Genomic DNA, 20468 nt, shown 5'->3' with positions numbered 1-20468 from the left:
TCACTTAAGTAATGATTCTTTGATAGCCGCAACTGTCAAAAACGATCCGAACACTATAATTCTATCTTCTTTTTTTGCCTTAGATTTTACTTCTTTATATGCTTCTGTAGGTGATAAACACATATTAAATTTAGGTAATCCTTCTGAATCTGGTGGCAATAATTCTTTTAATTTTTCAACTACTTCACTAGATTTACTTCCCCTAGGTCCAGGTAAATCACATACATACCAATAGTCTACTATACCTTTAAGTGGCAATACTATACCCTCTAAATCCTTATCCTTTAAAACTCCAAAAACCGCATATGTATATGGAAAAAAAGACATACTTTTAAGATTGTGTGCAAGTGTCGCTGCAGAATGAGGATTATGTGCGACATCCAATACGACAGTTGGTTGCCCTGGTAGTATTTCAAATCTTCCAGATAAATGCACATCAACCAAACCAATCTTAATGCTTTGAATTGGAACAGGCAAAAATGTTTTTAAAGCATCTATACAAGCTAATGCAGCTGATGCATTAAGCAGTTGATTTGCCCCCCTTAATGATGGATGCGAAAGTGCATGTTTCTTTCCTATTCTAGAGGCAAACGACCATTGCTGTTTATCAGCCGAGTAATTAAAGTCTCTCGAAAAAAGCCATAAATCAGCCCCTATTTTATTTGCATAATTAATGATGCTTTGTGGTGGCAATGGATCAGCAATTATTGCAGGCTTATTTGCTCTAAATACTCCAGCTTTTTCAAATCCAATTTTTTCGCGTGTATCTCCGAGAAATTCAGTGTGATCTATGTCAATGCTTGTAATTATGCTCGCATCAGAATCGACTAAATTAACAGCATCTAATCTGCCCCCTAGTCCAACTTCCAAAACCCAAACATCCAAACAGTTTTTATTAAAAATATAAAACGCTGCTAATGTTGTGTATTCAAAATAACTAAGACTTATAGAACCCCTTATTTCCTCTATAAATTCGAAGGCCTCAACTATCTCTTTATCTGTAACCTCTTTATTATTTATACGTATCCTCTCATTAAAATTTAATAGATGTGGAGAGGTGTATTTGCCAACTTTATAACCAGCTTGATAATAAATAGATTCTAGGTAAGAGCAAGTTGAACCTTTGCCATTTGTACCAGCAACAGTAATTACCTTGGTATTAGATAGATTTAAGCACAGCCTTTCGTAAACATTTTTAATTCTGTCTAGACCTAAATCAATAGATTTACTATGAAGGCCCTCAATGTATGAGAGCCATTCATTTAAATTTTTAAATTTCATAGATTAGTCCCTCAATAAATAGAGGGAATTGGATTTAATTATGTATTTCAGAGTCTTTGATGCTACGTAACATTCTAGTAAGAGTGGAATCTTTTTGAATATAGTGATGATAGTAAGCACCAATAACATGAAGAATAAAGGATATACCAAAAATTAATAACATCGAAGTATGAATTGAATGAAAAGTACCAGCCAGTTCACCATCAATTGGTATTGGTTTTCCGTTAGAACCCATAGGTTCAGGAGCAATAATGTGAAAGCCCACTAAATCTAACCCTCTTCCACCGTAATATCCCATAAGTAAACCAGATAATGGAAATATCAGTGTAGAGAGCAACAGTATCCAGTGAACTATTTTAGAAAGAATAATTAAAATTGGAACAGGATTGGTTGAAACATCCTTTGGCCAGCCTTCTATGAACCTATTAGTTACACGGACTAAAGATAATAATAGTACTAAAGAGCCTAAAATTTTGTGATACGGAAAAGGCACACCCAGATCATTTAGAAACAACGGAATACAGAAAACAAAAAGAAACAAGATAGCAATTAGCCAATGCATAGTCCGAGAGAAAGCTGAAATGTGAACTCTATTCATATCAATCCTTTAAAAAAAAGCCCTAGAAACGCGGCTAGGGCATATTACTATTTTTTGCGTTTAGGGGGTAAATCTGTACAACTTCCATGTGCAACTTCAGCTGCCATTCCTATGGATTCACCCAAAGTTGGATGTGGATGTATTGTTTTGGCAATGTCAACCACATCAGCACCCATTTCAATAGCTAAGGCAGGCTCACAAATTAAGTCTCCTGCATTAGTTCCAACAATACTTGCACCTAATATTTTATGTGTCTGAGCATCAAATATTAACTTGGTTAATCCCTCATCTCGACCATTGGCAATTGCACGACCAGATGCCACCCAAGGGAACAGTCCAACTTCTATATCTATACCCTCTTCTTTAGCCTTTGATTCTGTAATGCCTACCCAAGCAACCTCAGGATTTGTATAAGCCACACTTGGTATAACCCTAGCTTCAAAAGCGACTTTTTGACCAGAAATAACTTCAGCGGCTACATGACCCTCATGAACGGCTTTATGAGCAAGCATTGGTTGCCCTACTATATCACCAATAGCAAATATATGATCAACGTTTGTTCGCATATGATCAGATACTGGGATAAAGCCTTTTTCATCGACCCTAATACCCGCATTCTCCACTGCTATTAATTTGCCGTTAGGCGAACGTCCTACCGCTTGCAAAACCAAATCGTAAACTTGTGGTTTTGTTGGGGCTTTATCTCCTTCAAAACTTACATGGATTCCGTCCTTTTTGGCTTCAGCAGATACAGTTTTAGTATTTAGGAAAATATTTTCAAATCTACCAACATTGAATTTTTCCCATACTTTTACTATATCTTTGTCGGCACCTCTCATGACCACATCACCCATTTCAACTACATCAACTTTGGCACCTAAAGAAGAATAAACTGTACCCATTTCTAGACCAATAATCCCTGCACCAATTATTAGCATTCTTTTTGGGATAAAAGGCAATTCTAAAGCACCTGTAGAATCAACAATACGTTCATCCTTAGGAAGGAAAGGTAGGTTTATGGACTCACTACCCGCAGCAATAATACAATTTTTAAATGAATAGTCTTTAGACAAACCACTTTCATCTAAAACAGTGAAAGTGTGACTGTCTTTAAATTTTCCAGTACCTTTTAAAATTTCAACCTTACGTGCTTTAGCCATACTAGCCAAACCAGTTGTTAATTTTTTCACTACTGAGTTTTTGTAATCCCTTAGCTTTTCTATATCAATTTTAGGCTTAGAGAAAGTTATACCATTTGAAGCTAAGTGTTTGGCTTCTTCAAGGACCCCAACATTATGAAGTAACGCTTTTGAAGGTATGCACCCTACATTTAAACATACACCACCAAGCGTAGGATTTCTTTCAATAATAGCTGTCTTAAGACCTAAATCTGCAGCCCTAAATGCTGCTGAATATCCACCTGGTCCAGCACCTAATACAATTAAGTCATAGTCAAACGAAGAACTTTTTCCTATGCTGTCTCCTTTAGACCTTGTTTCATCTGCCATTATTGATTCAGAAACATTTTCTTTGGTTTGTGACTGGGCAGTGGTCTCTTCAGGTTTTTTAGAAATATTATCAGAAATAGCTGAAGATGCCGAGTCTGACTCTATTTCAAGAATATCATCACCTTGATTAACTTTATCACCTAGTTTAATAAGTACAGATTTCACAACACCAGACTTATTAGACGGGATTTCCATCGAAGCCTTATCTGATTCAACAGTAAGCAAGCTTTGGTTTTCTTCAATTCTATCGCCAGATTTGACTAGAACCTCAATTACAGTGACATCTTTGAAATCACCGATGTCAGGGATTTTAATAATTTGTGACATAGTAATTCCTTAAATCATAGCCCTTCTGAAATCAGACAAAATTTGACATAGACATACATTAAACCTAGCTGCAGCTGCACCATCAATAATCCTGTGATCATATGACAAGGATAGTGGCAATGTAAGACGAGGCTGGAATTCTTTGCCATTCCAAACTGGTTTCTGGTATGAGCGACTAACGCCCAATATAGCCACTTCAGGTGCATTAATAATAGGTGTGAAATGAGTACCCCCAATACCTCCTAAAGATGATATTGTGAAGCATCCACCTTGCATTTGAGATGGGCTCAATTTTCCATCACGTGCTAATTTAGCAAGTTCTGAGGTTTCTTTGGCTATATCCGAAATGGATTTTTTATCAGCATCTCTTATTACAGGCACTACTAATCCATTAGGTGTATCTGCAGCAAACCCAAGATGAAAATATTTTTTATACACAATATTTTCACCATCAATAGATGAATTAAACTCTGGGTATTTTTTCAAAGCTTGAACAACAGCCTTAAAGATAAAAGCAAGCATTGTAAATTTAATACCAGCTTTCTCATGTTCTTTATTAAGTTGAACTCTGAAAGCTTCTAAATCAGTAATATCAGCTTCATCGTTATTGGTTACGTGTGGAATCATTACCCAATTTCTATGAAGGTTTGCTCCCGAAATTTTCTTAATACGAGAAAGCGGTTTACTGTCGATCTCACCAAATTTAGAAAAATCAACTTTAGGCCAATCAAGAACTGATAATCCTGAACCGCCTAAAGTAGAAGATCCAGTTGTAACTCCGCCAGGTGCTGATAGTGCGGATTTTACGAAAGACCTAACATCATCAAGCACAATTCTATTTTTACGACCTGTGCCTTTTACTTGATTTAAATCTACACCTAAGGAACGAGCAAATTGCCTTACAGATGGAGATGCATGTGGAAGATTACGTATTTCGTTTGCAGTTAAAGCATAAGCAGCAGTAGGTGATTCTTTACTTTTGCCAACCTTATCTCCAGCATCAGAAGATTGAGCAACAAATGTCATAGAAGACGCATTATCTTCAACTGTATTTTGTTTTTCTTGTGTTAATTGAGATGCTTTAATATCATAAATTCCTGAATCCCCTCCAGCTCCCTGCTCTTTGGAAACATTTTTCTCATTAACAGAATTATCAGCCGCTTTAGAATCATCAATTTGTGAAATTTCAGAAGATTGACCCTTAGAGTCGCCATCAGTTGATTCAACAGTTAACAGCACCACTCCTTCTTTAACTTTGTCTCCCAATTTAACTGATAGTTTTTTAATGATTCCAGAAGCACTACTTGGAATCTCCATAGAGGCTTTATCGGACTCAACAGTAATAATACTTTGGTCTACAGAAATTTTATCCCCCTCTTTAACAAGCACTTCAATAACAGATACATCATCAAAATCGCCTATATCAGGAACTTTTACTTCAATTAATTGACTCATACTTAATCCTATCAAGAGCGTTGAGGGTTAACTTTGTTAATATCAATTTTGTATTTTTTGATAGCCTCAGCAACTTTTTTGTTATCTATTAAACCTTCGTCTGCAAGGGCTTTTAGAGCAGATAAAGTTACAAAATAGCGATCGACTTCGAAGAAATGCCTTAACTTGTGTCTAAAATCGGAACGTCCAAAACCATCAGTTCCTAAAACACGATATGATCTGTTAGATGGAATAAACTCACGAATTTGGTCAGCAAAAGTCTTCATGTAGTCTGATGAGGCAATAATTGGACCCTGAGTATTTTCTAATAATTGAGTTACATAAGGCTTTTTAGCTTTGCTAGTAGGATTTAGTAAATTATAGCGATTAACATCTAAACCATCTCTTCTTAACTCTGTAAAGCTAGGGCAAGACCATACATCAGCAGAAACACCCCAGTCCTGTTCCAGCAAATCCTTAGCAGCCTCTACTTCTCTTAAAATTGTTCCAGAACCCAAAAGCTGAACTTTTAATTTTGAAGATTTATCTGATTTTTTAAGAAGATACATGCCTTTTAAAATACCTTCAATATCATCTTCATTTAGCCCAGGATGTGCATAGTTTTCATTCATCAAAGTTATGTAATAAAACACGTTTTCTTGATCTTCAACCATGCGTTTAAGGCCTCTTTGCATTATTACTGCAACTTCATGTGCATAAGTTGGATCGTAGGATACACAATTTGGAACAGTTGAAGCAACCAAATGGCTATGACCATCCTCATGTTGTAAACCTTCGCCATTAAGAGTAGTTCTACCTGCAGTTCCACCAAGTAAGAAACCTCTTGCTTGCATGTCTCCTGCAGCATAAATTAAGTCACCAACCCTTTGGAAACCAAACATTGAGTAGAATATGAAAAACGGAATCATAATTCTGTTATTAGTAGAATATGATGTGGCCGCTGAAATCCAGGAGCATAGAGCCCCAGCTTCATTAATCCCCTCTTGTAAAAGTTGACCGTTTTTTTCCTCACGGTAATACATAACCTGTGCTTTATCGACAGGAATGTATTTTTGACCTTCATTCGCGTAAATACCAATTTGCCTAAACAAGCCTTCCATACCAAATGTACGAGATTCATCAGAAAGAATAGGTACTACCCTTTCCCCTAATTGCTTATCTCTTAATAATTGATTTAAGAAACGAACAAAAGCCTGGGTTGTAGAAATATTTCTTCCTTCAGTAGTTGGCTCACAAATAGCTTTAAAAGTTTCCAAAGTCGGCGCTTTGAATTTTTCATCTGAATTAATTCTACGTTTAGGATAGTAACCACCCAAAGCTTCTCTATGCTCTCGTAGATATTTCATTTCAGGCGAATCTTCAGATGGTTTGAAATAAGGTACATCATCGACTTTATCATCTGGGATTGGTATGTTAAATCTATCTCTAAACCCACGCACATCCTCAGCACCAAGTTTTTTCTGTTGATGAGCTGGATTTTTGCCTTGAGCTACATGGCCAAGACCATATCCTTTAATTGTTTTAGCTAATATAACTGTAGGTTGCCCAACAGTCTTCATAGCAGCATCAAAAGCTGCATATACTTTATTAGGGTCATGGCCGCCTCTATTTAGCCTCCAAATAGCCTCATCGCTCATGCGGCTAACCATCTCAAGAGTTTTTGGATCCTTACCAAAGAAATGCTCTCTTACATATGCACCATCGTTAGCTTTATAAGCTTGATACTCCCCATCAACAGTCTCTTCCATAATTTTTAGTAGAGCACCATCCTTATCGCGAGCTATTAATGGATCCCAATAGCTACCCCAAATTAACTTGATAACATTCCAACCTGAACCACGGAATTCACCTTCAAGTTCTTGAATTATTTTGCCATTACCCCGAACTGGACCATCTAACCTTTGTAGATTGCAGTTAACTACAAAAATTAAATTATCTAAATTCTCTCTAGAAGCTAAACCAATAGCACCCATAGATTCTGGCTCATCCATTTCACCATCACCGCAGAAGCACCAAACTTTACGTTTTGATGTATCAGCAATACCCCTCGCTTGGAGGTATTTAAGGAAACGAGCTTGATAAATAGCCATCATAGGTCCAAGACCCATAGAAACAGTTGGAAACTGCCAAAATTCAGGAAGTAATTTTGGATGAGGATATGAGGGAAGTCCATTACCATCTACTTCTTGGCGGAAATTTTCCAATTGTTCTTCGGTAATGCGACCTTCAAGAAAAGCACGGGAATAAATACCAGGTGAAGAATGTCCTTGGAAATAAACCAAATCACCTCCGTGATCTTCAGTTTCAGCATGCCAAAAGTGATTCTGACCACAACTAATCATAGTAGCTAAAGAGGCAAAGGATGCGAGGTGTCCACCTAACGTACCCCCATCTCCTGGATCCTGTCTGTTTGCTCTAATAACCATGGCCATAGAATTCCATCTTACATAAGCCCTAATCCTAGCTTCTAATTCCAAATTACCTGGATATGTAGGTTGAAGACCTGGAGGGATAGTGTTTAGATATGCCGTTTGGGGGTTAAATGGAATATTCGAACCCGAACGTCTAGCTAAATCAGTAAGTTGTTCAATTAGGAAATGTGCTCTCTCAGGACCATCGCGATCTAATACTGATTCAAGGGCTTCTAGCCATTCTTTTGTTTCTGTTTTATCTATATCGTTTTGATTGTTTGTCATATAAAACACATCTCCTTTAGATTGAGATTAAAAAATTTGAATAATTTTAACGGATTTTACTATTTTACTTTCCGATAAATATTACACATATGTCCACACCCTGAATAATGAAGTAATACGTCACATTCGAACAAAGAATTGAGTAAAATCTGTAGGATAAAAATTAAAGTTTGAAATGTACGATAACACTCAATTATTAAGTCAGTCCTTCACACCTAAAAAGCATTCTAGAATGTTGCCATGGGTGGTGCTTTTTGCGATAGTTATTCTTTTGATTTTTATTATTCTATCGGCACTAGGGTATTTGGAATTTTCAAAACATTTATCACCATATTCCTTCCAAGAAGCATCTAAAACTCGTCATAACGTTTTATTTTTCATTATCCTTTTGCTTGCAATATTTATTTTAGTAATCTTCACAATGATGTGGAGAGATGCCCGTAAGCGTTATAGGACAGAACAAAAACTAGAAAATGAAATATTATTTCGAAGAGCCATGGAAAATTCAATGTCCACTGGAATGCGTGTAATTGATTTAAAAGGTCAAATTCTATATGTTAATCCTGCATTCTGTCGTTTGATTGGTTGGGACGAAAGTTCTTTAGTTGGAACTTCTCCACCTTATGCTTACTGGATACCAGGCAATCACAAAGAGCATATCCGCTCCATGGATATAGTTTTAAGCGGTAGAACTCCAAGTTCTGGTATTGAAATTGATGTTCAAAGACGTGATGGTTCACAGTTCACTACATGTCTTTATGTATCACCTCTAAGAAGCCCTGATGGTGAACAAATTGGCTGGATGACCTCCATGACTGATATTACTGAGTCCAAGCGATCACGCTTAGCTCTCTCTGCTGCACATGAGCGCTTTATGACTGTATTGGAGAGTATGGACGATGCAATTTCAGTTTGCTTTAAAGGGTCAAAGGGGCTTGAATTATTATTCGCAAATCAAAAGTATCGTTCATTTTTTGGTAATAATTCTCATGGGCATCAAGAATTGTCTGATCCGAAAAATATAAATTTTGAGCAAACTAATCTTTACAAATCTCCTTCATTAAACTCATGGTTTGAAGTCAACTCTCGTAACTTAACATGGACTGATGGTCGTAGAGTTACTCTTCAAGTTGCACGGGATGTTACACAAAAGCTTAAAAATGAAGAAGCTTACCGTATGCAACAAGAAAAAATTGAATTAACAAGCCGCCTCACAACTATGGGTGAGATGGCTTCTATGTTGGCACATGAACTGAATCAGCCTCTAACAGCAATTGTTAATTACAATTCTGCAATACTTACTATTTTGAAGGAGGATGAACACACTCATCCTAAGATAATTGAAGCACTTGAAAAATCAGCCCTTCAAGCTGAGCGAGCTGGTAGGATAATTAGTCATATTAGGTCCTTTGTTAAACGACATGAGGCTAGACATCAGACTTCTGACATTGCAAATATAATAGAATCTGTGTGCGATCTAGCTGAGATTGAAGCTAAGAAAAATGGGGCTATATTAGAAGTAAATATTGATAAAGATATACCAAAAGTTTTAGCAGACCCTATTTTGGTACAGCAAGTAATATTAAATTTAATTAAAAATGGCATTGAAGCCATGCAAAATTGCAAAGAAAAATTAATACAAGTTGTAGTAAAAAAATTTGAAAAAGATATTCAAATTCAAGTTATTGACCATGGAAGTGGTTTAAAAAATCCAAGTAGAGTTTTTGAACCTTTTTTTAGTACAAAAGAAAAAGGCTTAGGTATGGGGCTTAATATATGTCGAACTATTGTTGAGGCACACCACAGCAAACTTATTGCCATGCAAAATCCTAAAGGTGGGACTATATTTCAGTTTACATTGCCATACGCAAATTCATTTTTACAATCAGAGGAGTAATTTATGTCCAGCTCACAAACTACTATTTACATTGTGGATGACGATAATGCAGTTAGAGATTCACTAAGATTTTTGCTTGAGACTAATGGATATATCGTAGAAACTTTTCCAAGTGGTGAATTGTTTTTAGATTCATATAAACCTGATTCCGTAAGTATTTTAATAACTGATGTGCGCATGCCTGGCATGTCTGGGCTTCAACTCCAAGAAGAAATGAACAACAGAAAAATTGATATTCCTATTGTATTTATCACTGGGCATGGGACGGTTCCTATGGCTGTATCAACCATGCAACGTGGAGCTGTAGATTTTATTGAGAAGCCATTTAATCTCACTCACATTCAGGAAGTTATCTCACGTCTTATAAACGTTGCTCAAGACAGAGCAGAAAAAACAAAAAGTCAAAAAGCTAACGATGCATTACTTGGAAAACTTACAAGTCGTGAACAGCAAGTATTAGAGCGTATCGTAGCTGGTAGACTTAATAAACAAATTGCTGATGATCTAAGCATTAGTATTAAAACTGTAGAAGCACATAGAGCTAACATTATGGAAAAATTGGAAGTATCTAATGTCGCTGATTTAATTAAAGTTGCACTTAAATCCTCTAACATACCAAAATAAATATGACAGAAATTATTGATGGCAAAGCACTTGCCGCTCAGATTAAAGAAGAACTTTTACCTAGAATAGAAAATCTAAAATTAAAAGGAATTATCCCCTCTCTTACCGTAGTTTTAGTTGGTGATGATCCTGCATCCGCCGTTTACGTAAAAAATAAACATCAAACATTTATAAAACTTGGCTTGGTTAGTGAAGTTATTAATATGCCTGAGGACACCTCTCAGGAGCAACTAATTGAGCAAATCCAAAAGCTAAATAATGATGAAACAGTTCATGGAATTCTGATTCAGTTACCATTGCCACCCCATTTAAATAGTCAAATTGCTATTTCTTCTATAGATCCATCAAAGGATGTAGATGGATTTCATATTGAAAATGCGGGTGCTTTGATGACAGGAAATCCTAGATTTATTCCATGCACACCTTACGGAGTTATGCGTATGTTGGAATCTAAGAATATTCCAATCCGCTCATCAGAGGCTGTAGTAGTAGGGGCAAGTAATATCGTGGGTAAACCGATGGCTTTGCTATTACAGATGGCAGGAGCTACTGTGACTATTTGCAATTCCAAAACACGTGATTTAGCCGCACAAACAAAAAGAGCAGATATTCTTGTAGCAGCTGCTGGTAAACCACTTTTGATTAAAGGTGATATGGTTAAGGATGGAGCTGTTGTTATAGATGTTGGCATTCATAGAACAGATGATGGCAAGCTATGTGGGGACGTTGATTTTGAGTCTGTAAGAGATAAAGCATCTTACATAACCCCTGTGCCTGGTGGTGTAGGTCCCATGACTATAGTTATGCTGTTAGTTAATACTGTTGAAGCTGCTGAAAGAAAGGCTGGTTTAGAGCCTATTCGAAAAGGGGTAATATAATGCTTACATACAATCCGTTACTTGTTGATATCAATGAGTTTATTGACTATAAGTCTATAGAACCTCAACATGTAGAACCTGCTATAACTTACCTTATTGAAGAGAATCAAAAGTTTATAGATGAATTAGTTTCAAAAGAAGCACCTCTTACATGGAATACTTTTATACACGCACTTAACCAAAAATCTGCGGTTTTATTTAGGGCGTGGCAAGTTGTAGGGCATTTAAATGCTGTGATAAATAGTCCTGAGTTAAGAGAGGCATATACAAAAACATTGCCACTTATATCATTACATACAACAATGCTAGGTCTAAACCGCAACTTATATAAACACTACAAGGCTCTTGCGGATGAATCTGCAAATCCTGAATACTCTTCATATAGCGATGTACAAAAAAGAATTTTAAAACTTGCTCTGCATTCATTTAAGCAAAGTGGCGTTGAGCTTGAGGGCGAGAAAAAGCAAAAATTTATAGAGATTTCGGAAAAACTTGCTCAACTATCACAAAAGTTTTCTGAAAATTGTCTTGATTCTGTTGATAAATGGTCTTACTTCGTATCAGATTTAAATGAACTGAAAGGGCTACCTGAAGATGTAATTAGTTTAAGCAAAGAATTAGCTAAAGCTGAAAACAGACCAGATGAATGGAAATTAGTTTTGCAAATCCCTGTTTACCTGCCAGTAATGAAATATGCAGATTCAGAAGCACTTCGAGAAAGGTTATATAGAGGCTATAACACAATCGCTTCTGAAAATGGCATCTCGGAATTTGACAATTCTGCTGTTATAGAAGAGATTTTGCACTACAAAAATGAACTTGCAAAAATTTTAGATTACAAGGATTTTGCAGATTATCAACTTCAAACCCGTATGGCAAAAAATTCAGATACTGTTATGAATTTTCTTAACGATTTATCCGAAAAATCTAAACCATTTGCAGAAAAGGACTTAAAAGAGCTTAAGGAGTTTGTAAAAACTGAATTTAATAAAGATGAATTAAATCCTTGGGATTATCCATATTATTCAGAAAAGTTAAGACAATCTAAATATTCTTATTCGGATTCTGAGATAAAAAAATATCTTCCAGTTAACTCTGTATTTGAAGGTTGGAAAAGCATAATCTCAAAATTGTTTAATGTGCAACTTATCCCTAAGGAACTGCATAAATGGCATGATGATGTTGTTAGCTTTGAAATTACTGATGGTGATAATGAAGAGGTTCTCGGACATCTTTATGTAGATTTATATGCCCGAAACGGGAAACAAAGCGGTGCTTGGGTTAATCTTGAACGTGACCGCATGGTAACAGAATCTTTAAGAACTACTCCAATAGTTTATTTAACTTGCAATTTCATGCCACCAGTGGATGGAAAGCCATCTCTTTTAACGCATGATGATGTGGTCACATTGTTTCATGAAACTGGTCATGCATTGCATGCCTTATTAACAAAGGTTGATGAAGTTGATGCTTCTGCCTTTCATTCCGTCGAATGGGATGCTATAGAATTGCCATCGCAAATGATGGAAAATTTTGTATGGGAACGTGATGTAGTTAATCAATTGAGTTCTCATTTTGAAACTAAGGAAAAATTGCCAGATGAACTATTTGAAAAACTAATTCGGGCAAAAAACTTTCAAAGCGGTTTCTTTAACGTAAGACAACTAGAATTTGCCTTATTCGATATGCAACTTCATATGGGAATGAAGGAACTTAAAATAGCAGATGTACTTCGAATACTAAATGAAGTCAGGACAAAAGTAGCTGTAATTATGCCTCCCGAATGGGCTCGTTTTCCACACAATTTTTCTCATATTTTTGCGGGTGGTTATTCTGCTGGATATTACAGTTATAAATGGGCAGAGGTTCTCTCCTCTGATGTTTATAGCCTATTTGAAGAGAATCGTTTACCAAACGGTTCAACAGTTAACCCTGAAGTCGGGGCTCAATATAGAAAGAAAATTCTAGAAGTTGGAGGTTCAAAACCAGCAGAGGAATTTTTCCGTGATTTTAGAGGACGTAATCCAAAACCTGATGCCATGCTTCGCCATCAAGGACTGATATGATAAATATGAAAAATATACTATACAAAATTTTTATTATTTATATTTTAGGTTTATTAACGCCTGCAACTGCTGGTGTTAATACTGCACAGTTAGCACAAACTGACACGAAAATATATCCAATCAAAGGCAATTTACCTGACCTTAAATTTCAGTTAAATTCGGCAGATAAAACCTACTCTGAAAAAGATTTTGAAGGCTACGTGACATTAATTACATTCGGCTATGCTTCGTGTCCTGATATTTGTCCTACAACGTTAGCAGAACTTAATATTCTTTTGAAATCTCTTACTCCAGATCAGGCTAACCGTACCAGGGTTATTTTTATATCAGTTGACCCCTATAGAGATACGCCTGAACTTCTAAAAAACTATGTAAGCGTATTTAGCGATAAAATTTTGGGGCTTACCTCCGATGAAAATACCATTTCAAAAATAGCTAAGCGCTACAGAGTTGCATACCAAATAGAAAAGCCAAAAAATAATGATCCGCATGCGTATTATGAAGTTATGCATGCACGAGGTATCTATATATTCGATCAGCATGGAGAGGCTAGGTTTTTAGCTACTAATGCGATTGAGACCGAAAAGCTACGCGATTCGGTCGTAAAGTTAATAGATAAAAATTAGTGACCTAAATACGCCTTCCTAACTTCATCGTTAGTTAGAAGGTTTTTACCAGAATCCTCAAGTACTACCTTTCCGGTCTCCAATACGTAGCCACGATCGGCGACCTGAAGGGCTTTATTTGCGTTTTGCTCAACAAGGAACACAGTAACTCCGCCATCACGGATAGTTTGAATTATCTCAAATATCTGAGCGATAATTAGGGGTGCAAGCCCAAGAGTAGGTTCATCAAGCAACAATAACTTAGGCTTGCTCATAAGTGCACGCCCTATGGCGAGCATTTGTTGCTCACCTCCTGACATAGTACCAGCCCTTTGTTGAGCTCTTTCTTTTAATCTAGGGAATAGATTAAATACATAATTTATTCCCTCTTCAACTTCCCGAGAATCCTTGAAAAAAGCTCCCATTTGAAGATTCTCAATTACAGTAAGTGCGGAGAACACTCGCCTACCTTCAGGTGAGATGGCAATACCCTTTCTCATGATTTCGTGAGTTTTTAAATTTGTTATATTTTCTTTTTGAAAAAGAACTTCACCTGAAGAAGCATGGGGATCACCACAAACTGTTTTGAGTATGGTTGTTTTGCCTGCACCATTAGCTCCAATTAGTGTGACAATCTCCCCTTCTTTAATATGTAAAGATACACCATGCAAAGCTTCAATCGCACCGTAATGAGTAAAAATATTTTTCAATACTAGCATTTTTACTCTCCTAGATATGCCTTAATTACTTCGGGATCGTTTCTGACTTCATCTGGAAGACCTGTAATTAATGGCTTACCCATCTCCATAACCATAATGCGATCAGATATATCCATAATCAAACTCATATCATGTTCGATAAGCAATACAGACAAATCAAAATCCTCACGTAATTTATTAATCATAGAAGCAAGTTCTTTTTTCTCTTGGGGATTTAAGCCAGCAGCAGGTTCATCTAGAAGTAGCAATTTAGGTTGAGTGATCATACATCTAGCTATTTCTAATCTTCTTTGATGCCCGTATGCTAAATTACCTGCCTCTCTGTTTGCATAAGCTCTAAGCCCCATGAAATCTAGCCATTTCATAGCATTATCTAATGCAATTTTTTCACTTCTCTTAAATGATGGCAGCCTTAGTATTCCAGACAGAAAGCTAGCAGTAAGCTTATTATGCTGAGCAACAAGCAAATTCTCTAACACCGTAAGGTTTTTAAATAGTCTCACGTTTTGAAATGTTCTAACTAATCCGTAATTAGCTACTTGATGACTAGATTTACCTGTTATATCTTCACCAAATAATTGAACAACGCCCTCTGTAGGTGTATAAAACCCGCTTACACAATTAAATACAGTGGTTTTGCCCGCCCCATTAGGCCCAATTATAGAAAAAACCTCATTTTTATAAACATCAAAACTTACACGATCAACAGCTAAAAGCCCTCCGAAACGCATAACTAGGTCTTTTACAGATAAGACTATTTGACTTTTCATGGAGAAACCTCCACATGCGGTCTTTTTACTGGAAATAAGCCTTGAGGTCTCCAAATCATCATCAAAACCATAACCAGTCCGAAAATCAGCATACGATATTCAGCAAATTGACGAGCAAGCTCTGGCAACACAGTCAATATAATGGCCGCAAAAATAACACCAATCTGTGAGCCCATTCCTCCGAGCACAACAATAGCTAGAATCATAGCCGATTCCATAAATGTAAATGCCTCTGGATTTACAAGTCCCTGTCTAGCCGCAAAGAAAGCACCTGCAAAACCAGCACACATGGCACCCAATGTAAATGCTGACAATTTAATTTTCGTAGGATTCAATCCTAATGATTTACATGCAATTTCATCTTCACGTAAGGCCTCCCAAGCCCTACCAACAGGCATCCTAAGCAATCGATTAGATAGAAGAAGAGTCAAAATAGCTAAAACCAAAGCCAAAAGATACAAATAAATTACGGGATCCATTGAATCGAACTTCCACCCCATAAGTTGGTGAAATGTTTGTTGTCCCTCAGGAGCTCTACGAAGCATAGGATATCCAAAAACGCTAGGTTTAGGAATGCTAGAAATACCGTCAGGTCCACGCGTAATGCTTACAAGATTAATTAGTAGTAAACGAATTATTTCTCCAAATCCAAGAGTAACAATCGCTAGATAATCTCCTCTTAACCTTAAAACTGGAAAGCCCAATAAAAATCCAAACCCCGCAGCAAACACTCCTGCCAACGGCAAAGCCTGCCAAAAAGACCAGTCAAAATAATAAAAAAGAAGTGCATAAGTATAGGCACCTACAGCATAAAAGCCCACGAAACCTAAATCTAATAAACCTGCAAATCCGACGACAATATTAAGCCCTAATCCCAGCATCACATAAATAAGTACTAATGTGGCAATATCTACCGATACCCTATTTCCGAAGAATGGCCAAACAAATAAAGTAACCACAATTAGCAAAAGCAGGATATTCATCTGCAAGGGTTTTAAATTTAATTTAATCGGTTTGACTACACCTTTTTTAATATTTGTCTTTTTAAATAAAGGTACTACAAATAACTGAGCGAGAAAAACTGCTAAACAACCCCACAAGGCAGTTTTGAAATCAGGATTAACTGATATAGTTCCATTTACTCGAGTAAGCTGTAAACCTAAAATAGGGACAGCTAAAAAAGCCGTAAGTACAGCGGAAAATACGGCATTACCTAATGCTTGCATCATACTTTCTCTACCTCCGGCTTGCCTAATAAACCACTCGGTTTAAATAATAAAATCAAAACTAACAAACCAAAAGCCACAATATCTTTATACTCAGATGCAATGTAAGCAGCAGCCATAGTTTCAGTCACGCCAATAATAAGCCCACCCAAAATCGCACCAGGAACACTTCCTATACCGCCAAGCACAGCAGCTGTAAAGGCTTTGATGCCAGCAATAAATCCGATGAACGGATTCAGCTTCCCTATTGTTATGGCAATAAGAACTCCACCTACAGCCGCCAGCACTGCACCTAAAATAAAAATGACCGATATAACTTTATTAGTATCTATTCCAAGCATATTTGCCATTTGTATATCTTGCGAACATGCCCTAGAAGCCCTACCCATACGTGATTTTTTTATGAATAATGTCAATGCAACCATTAAAACAAAAACCACTGCAATAATTAAAATTCGTGAGTATGAAATAACAATAGTAAAGTCATTTGAAAACGTGAATACAAAAGAGCCTGGCAAAATATTGGGTACGGCAACATCTTTTGCTCCCTGACCTAATGCTACCCAATTTTGCAAAAAAATAGACATAGCAATGGCAGAGATAAGGGATATTAATCTAGGACTATTGCGTAATGGTCGGTATGCAACTCTCTCAACAGCATATCCGTATACACCCGTCACTATAACCGAAACTAAAAGCATACAACCAATCAAAACAGGCACGGGGATGGATCCATCAACTCCCAATACTGCGAGGGTAATCAATCCTACATATGCACCTATCATGTAAATTTCACCATGAGCAAAATTAATCATGCCTATAATGCCATACACCATGGTATAACCAATGGCAATAAGTGCGTAAATAGCCCCTAACGACAAACCGTTAAAGAGCTGTTGAATAAATTGAGGTAAAAAATCAGACATCTACTTAAATTCTTTTGAAAGTTCAGCTGCTCTATCTTTGGCGGCTTTCATAGCTTCAATAACAATGTTTTTATAATTATTTTTTTCTAATATATCTAGTGCTGCTTTAGTAGTTCCACCTTTAGAAGTTACATTTTCTCTAAGACGAGCTATGCTATCTTCAGAAGTCTGAGCAAGCTGTGTCGCACCAATAACAGTTTGAATTGCTAGTGATTTAGCTGTCTCCTTAGTAAGTCCTAGCCCAATTCCTCCTTCTATCAATGATTCTAAGAAATAGTAAACGTAAGCCGGACCACTTCCAGAAAGCCCAGTCACAGCATCTAGTAGCCCTTCATCATTTAAAACTTCAGTTGTACCTATAGTACTTAATAAAGATAAAACAAAGTCCAAGTCTCGCTTTGATACAGACTCCCTAGCATATACCGCAGTTGCACCTATTCCAATCGTAGATGGTGTGTTTGGCATACATCTTATAATACTAGTATGGTCGCAAAGCCACTTTGAAATAGAACTTGTTGTAATACCTGCTGCAACACTAAGTATTAAGGTATCTGGTTGAATAAAAGGAGTAATTGACTCACACAATTCCTTCATATTCTGAGGTTTTACCGCCAAAATCCAAAGTCTCGATTCAGATAATTCTTCATTAGGCATTAAAAAACCTAAAACCCCTTTTGAGGTCCAGTAATTTAATTTTTCCGTGTTTTTATCGTATACAGAAAGGCTAAGATCTCGTAGTGAATTTGTAATGCCATGTGCAATGGCAGAAGCCATGTTTCCGCCACCTAAAAACGCAATATCACTCATTTTTCAACCAATAAAAGACTCCCATTTTAACGGCATTCTTAACAAAATGTTTCCATTTTGAAAAAATACAAATTTTTATGGGAGTCAAACTCAAATACTACTTAACTGATGTTCTAGATCCGTCTTTTTTCCATTGAACTATTTCGAAGTCAAAAGACTTAAGATCTCCTGAATCCTTCCAAGAAAGGTCACCAACTACAGTTTTAACTGAATTTGCGTGCAACCAATCTGCAACTTTTTCTGGGTCATCACTTTTAGTTGCTTCAATACCTGCCACTAATGCTTGTGTAGCTGCATAAGACAACAATTGGAATGCACCGCCAGCATCACGTTTTTTGTCTTTGAAGTATTTAACAACTTCTTCGTTTCCTGGAAGAGTTGAGTAATTTGGTGGGAATGTCATATAAAGACCATCAACCGCATCACCTGCTATTGCAACAAGCTCAGGATTTCCTGAACCCTCAGGTCCCATATATTGAGCATTGAAACCTTGCTCTCTAGATTGTCTTAATAAAAGACCCAATTCAGGATAGTATCCACCAAAATAGACAAAATCCACACCTGCTGATTTAAATTTAGTAATCAATGCAGAATAATCTGTGTCTCCTGCATTAATTGATTCATCAAAAGCAACTGGAACACCTAGTTTTTCTAATTCAGCTTTAACCGAAGTAGTTAAACCCTTACCGTAGGCTTGTTTATCATTAACCAAAGCGATTTTTTTAGGTGCCTTAGATTGAATAAATTTAGCAGCTGGAGGACCTTGCTGGTCGTCACGTCCAATGGCCCTGAAGAAGAAGTGGTAGTCTTTACCCTCAGTGATTGATGGGGAAGTACCTGAAGGAGTAATAGCTACTACACCCTCTTCATCAAGGATTGGAGCTGCACCATTAATGGGACCAGAGCAAGTAGGTCCAACAACGAATTTAATGTTTTGATTAACAATTGAATTTGCGGCGATAGGACCTTGCTTAGGCTCACAACCATCATCAACAACTACGAATTCAATTTGTTTTCCACCTAATATACCGCCTTTTGAATTAATAATTTCCGCAGCAGAAATAGCACCTTCTTTAACCATATCGCCATACTGTGTATTAGGGCCGGTAGTAGGTGTAACCAATCCAAATTTGATTGAGTCTGCAAAAGCGGTAGCAGAAAACACCTGCATACCCAATGCTAGAGCTATAAGAGAACGTTTCATAGAAAACTCCGATTTTTAATTATTAGGTTTAGGATAATCCAATATACGTATATACAAAAGAAATTAGTGCATGGGGATTATACTTAATTGTAAGAGTTGATTGTAACTATACGTTACTGTTTCAGAAAATCTCCTAGAAAATTTCTTTTTTTTAAATTAAAAATATGTAAATTTTCGCCGTTTTTAATAGTTTTCAAGTGTTGTATTTAAACAAACAAAATGCCCCGACTAGAGAAATACAATAGCCAGGACATATGTAACAAAATTTAAGATTATTTGCTGAATCGTGCAGAAACCACCTTCCAATCAACTATTTCCCAAAAACCTTTTAGATAATTGGGGCGAGAGTTTCGGTAATCAATATAGTACGCATGCTCCCATACATCACAGGTTAAAAGCGGAGTACCACAGTTTTTAGATAAAGGATTTTCTGCATTGCTAGTATTAACAATATCAAGTGATCCATCACTTTTTTTAACAAGCCAAGTCCAACCAGATCCAAAATTACCTGTAGCTTTCTTAGTAAACTCCTCTTTGAATGCGTCCAAGGATTCATACTTATCTTTTAAAGCTTTAGCAAAATCACCTTCAGGTTCTTTTTGGGCTTCAGGTGAGAAGCCCTCCCAATAGAATGTGTGATTCCAAACCTGAGCTGCATTATTAAATAGACCGCCTTCAGCTTTTTTAATAATATCTTCAAGCTCCATGTCTTCGTATTCAGTACCTTTTATTTCCTTATTAAGGTTGTCAACGTATGTTTTATGATGTTTACCATAATGGTACTCGATTGTCTCAGCTGATATGTGAGGCTCTAAGGCATCTTTAGCATATGGTAGATCTGGTAATTTATGTTCCATAATTATCTCCTTTCTAAATACTAA

The 20468-nt window shown here is 36.6% G+C and carries 17 protein-coding genes; 5 read left to right on the top strand and 12 right to left on the bottom strand.

The features are described 5' to 3' along the window. From folC to aceE, 5 genes are read right to left on the bottom strand one after another with little or no spacing between them, the layout of a single operon-like run. Positions 1–1281: a bifunctional tetrahydrofolate synthase/dihydrofolate synthase gene (gene folC, locus KUI_RS03890; RefSeq protein ID WP_013522540.1), complete on the bottom strand. Its 1281-nt coding sequence runs from the start codon at positions 1279–1281 to the stop codon at positions 1–3. Positions 1282–1315: 34 nt separating this feature from the next. After that, complete coding sequence (locus KUI_RS03885) at positions 1316–1879, bottom strand: cytochrome b (protein ID WP_013522539.1); 564 nt, start codon at positions 1877–1879, stop codon at positions 1316–1318. A gap of 47 nt (positions 1880–1926) precedes the next feature. After that, complete coding sequence (gene lpdA, locus KUI_RS03880) at positions 1927–3714, bottom strand: dihydrolipoyl dehydrogenase (RefSeq protein WP_014840351.1); 1788 nt, start codon at positions 3712–3714, stop codon at positions 1927–1929. 9 nt (positions 3715–3723) lie between these two features. After that, positions 3724–5169 (bottom strand): dihydrolipoyllysine-residue acetyltransferase, encoded by a 1446-nt coding sequence (locus KUI_RS03875; protein WP_013522537.1) that lies wholly within the window; start codon positions 5167–5169, stop codon positions 3724–3726. Positions 5170–5180: 11 nt separating this feature from the next. Beyond that, positions 5181–7865 (bottom strand): pyruvate dehydrogenase (acetyl-transferring), homodimeric type, encoded by a 2685-nt coding sequence (aceE, locus tag KUI_RS03870; protein ID WP_013522536.1) that lies wholly within the window; start codon positions 7863–7865, stop codon positions 5181–5183. A 232-nt stretch (positions 7866–8097) separates the two neighbouring features. Between aceE and KUI_RS03865 the strand changes: the two genes are divergently transcribed. Genes KUI_RS03865 through KUI_RS03845 form a run of 5 tightly spaced genes read left to right on the top strand, consistent with a single transcriptional unit; the run spans position 8098 to position 13956 of the window. After that, positions 8098–9762 (top strand): PAS domain-containing sensor histidine kinase, encoded by a 1665-nt coding sequence (locus tag KUI_RS03865; protein WP_014840350.1) that lies wholly within the window; start codon positions 8098–8100, stop codon positions 9760–9762. 3 nt (positions 9763–9765) lie between these two features. Further along, the gene (locus tag KUI_RS03860) at positions 9766–10386 is read left to right on the top strand and encodes a response regulator transcription factor (RefSeq protein ID WP_013522534.1); all 621 of its coding nucleotides are present in this window, start codon (positions 9766–9768) and stop codon (positions 10384–10386) included. Positions 10387–10388: 2 nt separating this feature from the next. Further along, positions 10389–11264 carry a bifunctional methylenetetrahydrofolate dehydrogenase/methenyltetrahydrofolate cyclohydrolase FolD gene (gene folD, locus KUI_RS03855; RefSeq protein WP_013522533.1) on the top strand — a complete coding sequence of 292 codons (876 nt, stop codon included), beginning with the start codon at positions 10389–10391 and terminating at the stop codon, positions 11262–11264. After that, entirely contained in the window at positions 11264–13330 is a 2067-nt protein-coding gene (locus tag KUI_RS03850) for a M3 family metallopeptidase (protein ID WP_014840349.1), read from the top strand. The genes folD and KUI_RS03850 overlap by 1 nt, the downstream gene beginning before the upstream one ends. 5 nt (positions 13331–13335) lie before the next feature. Beyond that, on the top strand, positions 13336–13956 hold the full coding sequence (locus KUI_RS03845; protein WP_225972116.1) for an SCO family protein: 621 nt from the start codon (positions 13336–13338) through the stop codon (positions 13954–13956). On the opposite strand, the gene KUI_RS03840 is transcribed toward KUI_RS03845, so the two are convergent. From KUI_RS03840 to KUI_RS03810, 7 genes are all read right to left on the bottom strand, one after another. Beyond that, positions 13953–14654, bottom strand: a complete 702-nt coding sequence (locus KUI_RS03840; protein WP_013522530.1) for an ABC transporter ATP-binding protein — start codon at positions 14652–14654, stop codon at positions 13953–13955. The genes KUI_RS03845 and KUI_RS03840 overlap by 4 nt on opposite strands. A gap of 2 nt (positions 14655–14656) precedes the next feature. Then, complete coding sequence (livG, locus tag KUI_RS03835) at positions 14657–15424, bottom strand: high-affinity branched-chain amino acid ABC transporter ATP-binding protein LivG (protein WP_013522529.1); 768 nt, start codon at positions 15422–15424, stop codon at positions 14657–14659. Next, positions 15421–16653 carry a high-affinity branched-chain amino acid ABC transporter permease LivM gene (gene livM / locus KUI_RS03830; RefSeq protein WP_014840348.1) on the bottom strand — a complete coding sequence of 411 codons (1233 nt, stop codon included), beginning with the start codon at positions 16651–16653 and terminating at the stop codon, positions 15421–15423. Before livM ends, livG begins: the two co-directional genes overlap by 4 nt. Beyond that, entirely contained in the window at positions 16650–17576 is a 927-nt protein-coding gene (gene livH / locus KUI_RS03825) for a high-affinity branched-chain amino acid ABC transporter permease LivH (protein ID WP_013522527.1), read from the bottom strand. Before livH ends, livM begins: the two co-directional genes overlap by 4 nt. Then, the gene (gene proC / locus KUI_RS03820; RefSeq protein WP_014840347.1) at positions 17577–18383 is read right to left on the bottom strand and encodes a pyrroline-5-carboxylate reductase; all 807 of its coding nucleotides are present in this window, start codon (positions 18381–18383) and stop codon (positions 17577–17579) included. A 97-nt stretch (positions 18384–18480) separates the two neighbouring features. Further along, entirely contained in the window at positions 18481–19587 is a 1107-nt protein-coding gene (locus KUI_RS03815; RefSeq protein ID WP_014840346.1) for a high-affinity branched-chain amino acid ABC transporter substrate-binding protein, read from the bottom strand. Positions 19588–19859: 272 nt separating this feature from the next. Further along, positions 19860–20444: a superoxide dismutase gene (locus tag KUI_RS03810; RefSeq protein ID WP_044953957.1), complete on the bottom strand. Its 585-nt coding sequence runs from the start codon at positions 20442–20444 to the stop codon at positions 19860–19862. Positions 20445–20468: the final 24 nt, after the last annotated feature.

The sequence above is a fragment of the Taylorella equigenitalis ATCC 35865 genome (assembly GCF_000276685.1).
Taxonomy (GTDB): Bacteria; Pseudomonadota; Gammaproteobacteria; order Burkholderiales; family Burkholderiaceae_B; genus Taylorella; species Taylorella equigenitalis.
This window is presented reverse-complemented; position numbering and strand designations above follow the sequence as displayed.

Excerpts from the sequence above, each read along its gene's own strand:
- folC (WP_013522540.1), bottom strand. The coding sequence starts at position 1,281 with ATGAAATTTAAAAATTTAAATGAATGGCTCTCATACATTGAGGGCCTT.
- KUI_RS03885 (WP_013522539.1), bottom strand. The coding sequence starts at position 1,879 with ATGAATAGAGTTCACATTTCAGCTTTCTCTCGGACTATGCATTGGCTA.
- lpdA (WP_014840351.1), bottom strand. The coding sequence starts at position 3,714 with ATGTCACAAATTATTAAAATCCCTGACATCGGTGATTTCAAAGATGTC.
- KUI_RS03875 (WP_013522537.1), bottom strand. The coding sequence starts at position 5,169 with ATGAGTCAATTAATTGAAGTAAAAGTTCCTGATATAGGCGATTTTGAT.
- aceE (WP_013522536.1), bottom strand. The coding sequence starts at position 7,865 with ATGACAAACAATCAAAACGATATAGATAAAACAGAAACAAAAGAATGG.
- KUI_RS03865 (WP_014840350.1), top strand. The coding sequence starts at position 8,098 with ATGTTGCCATGGGTGGTGCTTTTTGCGATAGTTATTCTTTTGATTTTT.
- KUI_RS03860 (WP_013522534.1), top strand. The coding sequence starts at position 9,766 with ATGTCCAGCTCACAAACTACTATTTACATTGTGGATGACGATAATGCA.
- folD (WP_013522533.1), top strand. The coding sequence starts at position 10,389 with ATGACAGAAATTATTGATGGCAAAGCACTTGCCGCTCAGATTAAAGAA.
- KUI_RS03850 (WP_014840349.1), top strand. The coding sequence starts at position 11,264 with ATGCTTACATACAATCCGTTACTTGTTGATATCAATGAGTTTATTGAC.
- KUI_RS03845 (WP_225972116.1), top strand. The coding sequence starts at position 13,336 with ATGAAAAATATACTATACAAAATTTTTATTATTTATATTTTAGGTTTA.
- KUI_RS03840 (WP_013522530.1), bottom strand. The coding sequence starts at position 14,654 with ATGCTAGTATTGAAAAATATTTTTACTCATTACGGTGCGATTGAAGCT.
- livG (WP_013522529.1), bottom strand. The coding sequence starts at position 15,424 with ATGAAAAGTCAAATAGTCTTATCTGTAAAAGACCTAGTTATGCGTTTC.
- livM (WP_014840348.1), bottom strand. The coding sequence starts at position 16,653 with ATGATGCAAGCATTAGGTAATGCCGTATTTTCCGCTGTACTTACGGCT.
- livH (WP_013522527.1), bottom strand. The coding sequence starts at position 17,576 with ATGTCTGATTTTTTACCTCAATTTATTCAACAGCTCTTTAACGGTTTG.
- proC (WP_014840347.1), bottom strand. The coding sequence starts at position 18,383 with ATGAGTGATATTGCGTTTTTAGGTGGCGGAAACATGGCTTCTGCCATT.
- KUI_RS03815 (WP_014840346.1), bottom strand. The coding sequence starts at position 19,587 with ATGAAACGTTCTCTTATAGCTCTAGCATTGGGTATGCAGGTGTTTTCT.
- KUI_RS03810 (WP_044953957.1), bottom strand. The coding sequence starts at position 20,444 with ATGGAACATAAATTACCAGATCTACCATATGCTAAAGATGCCTTAGAG.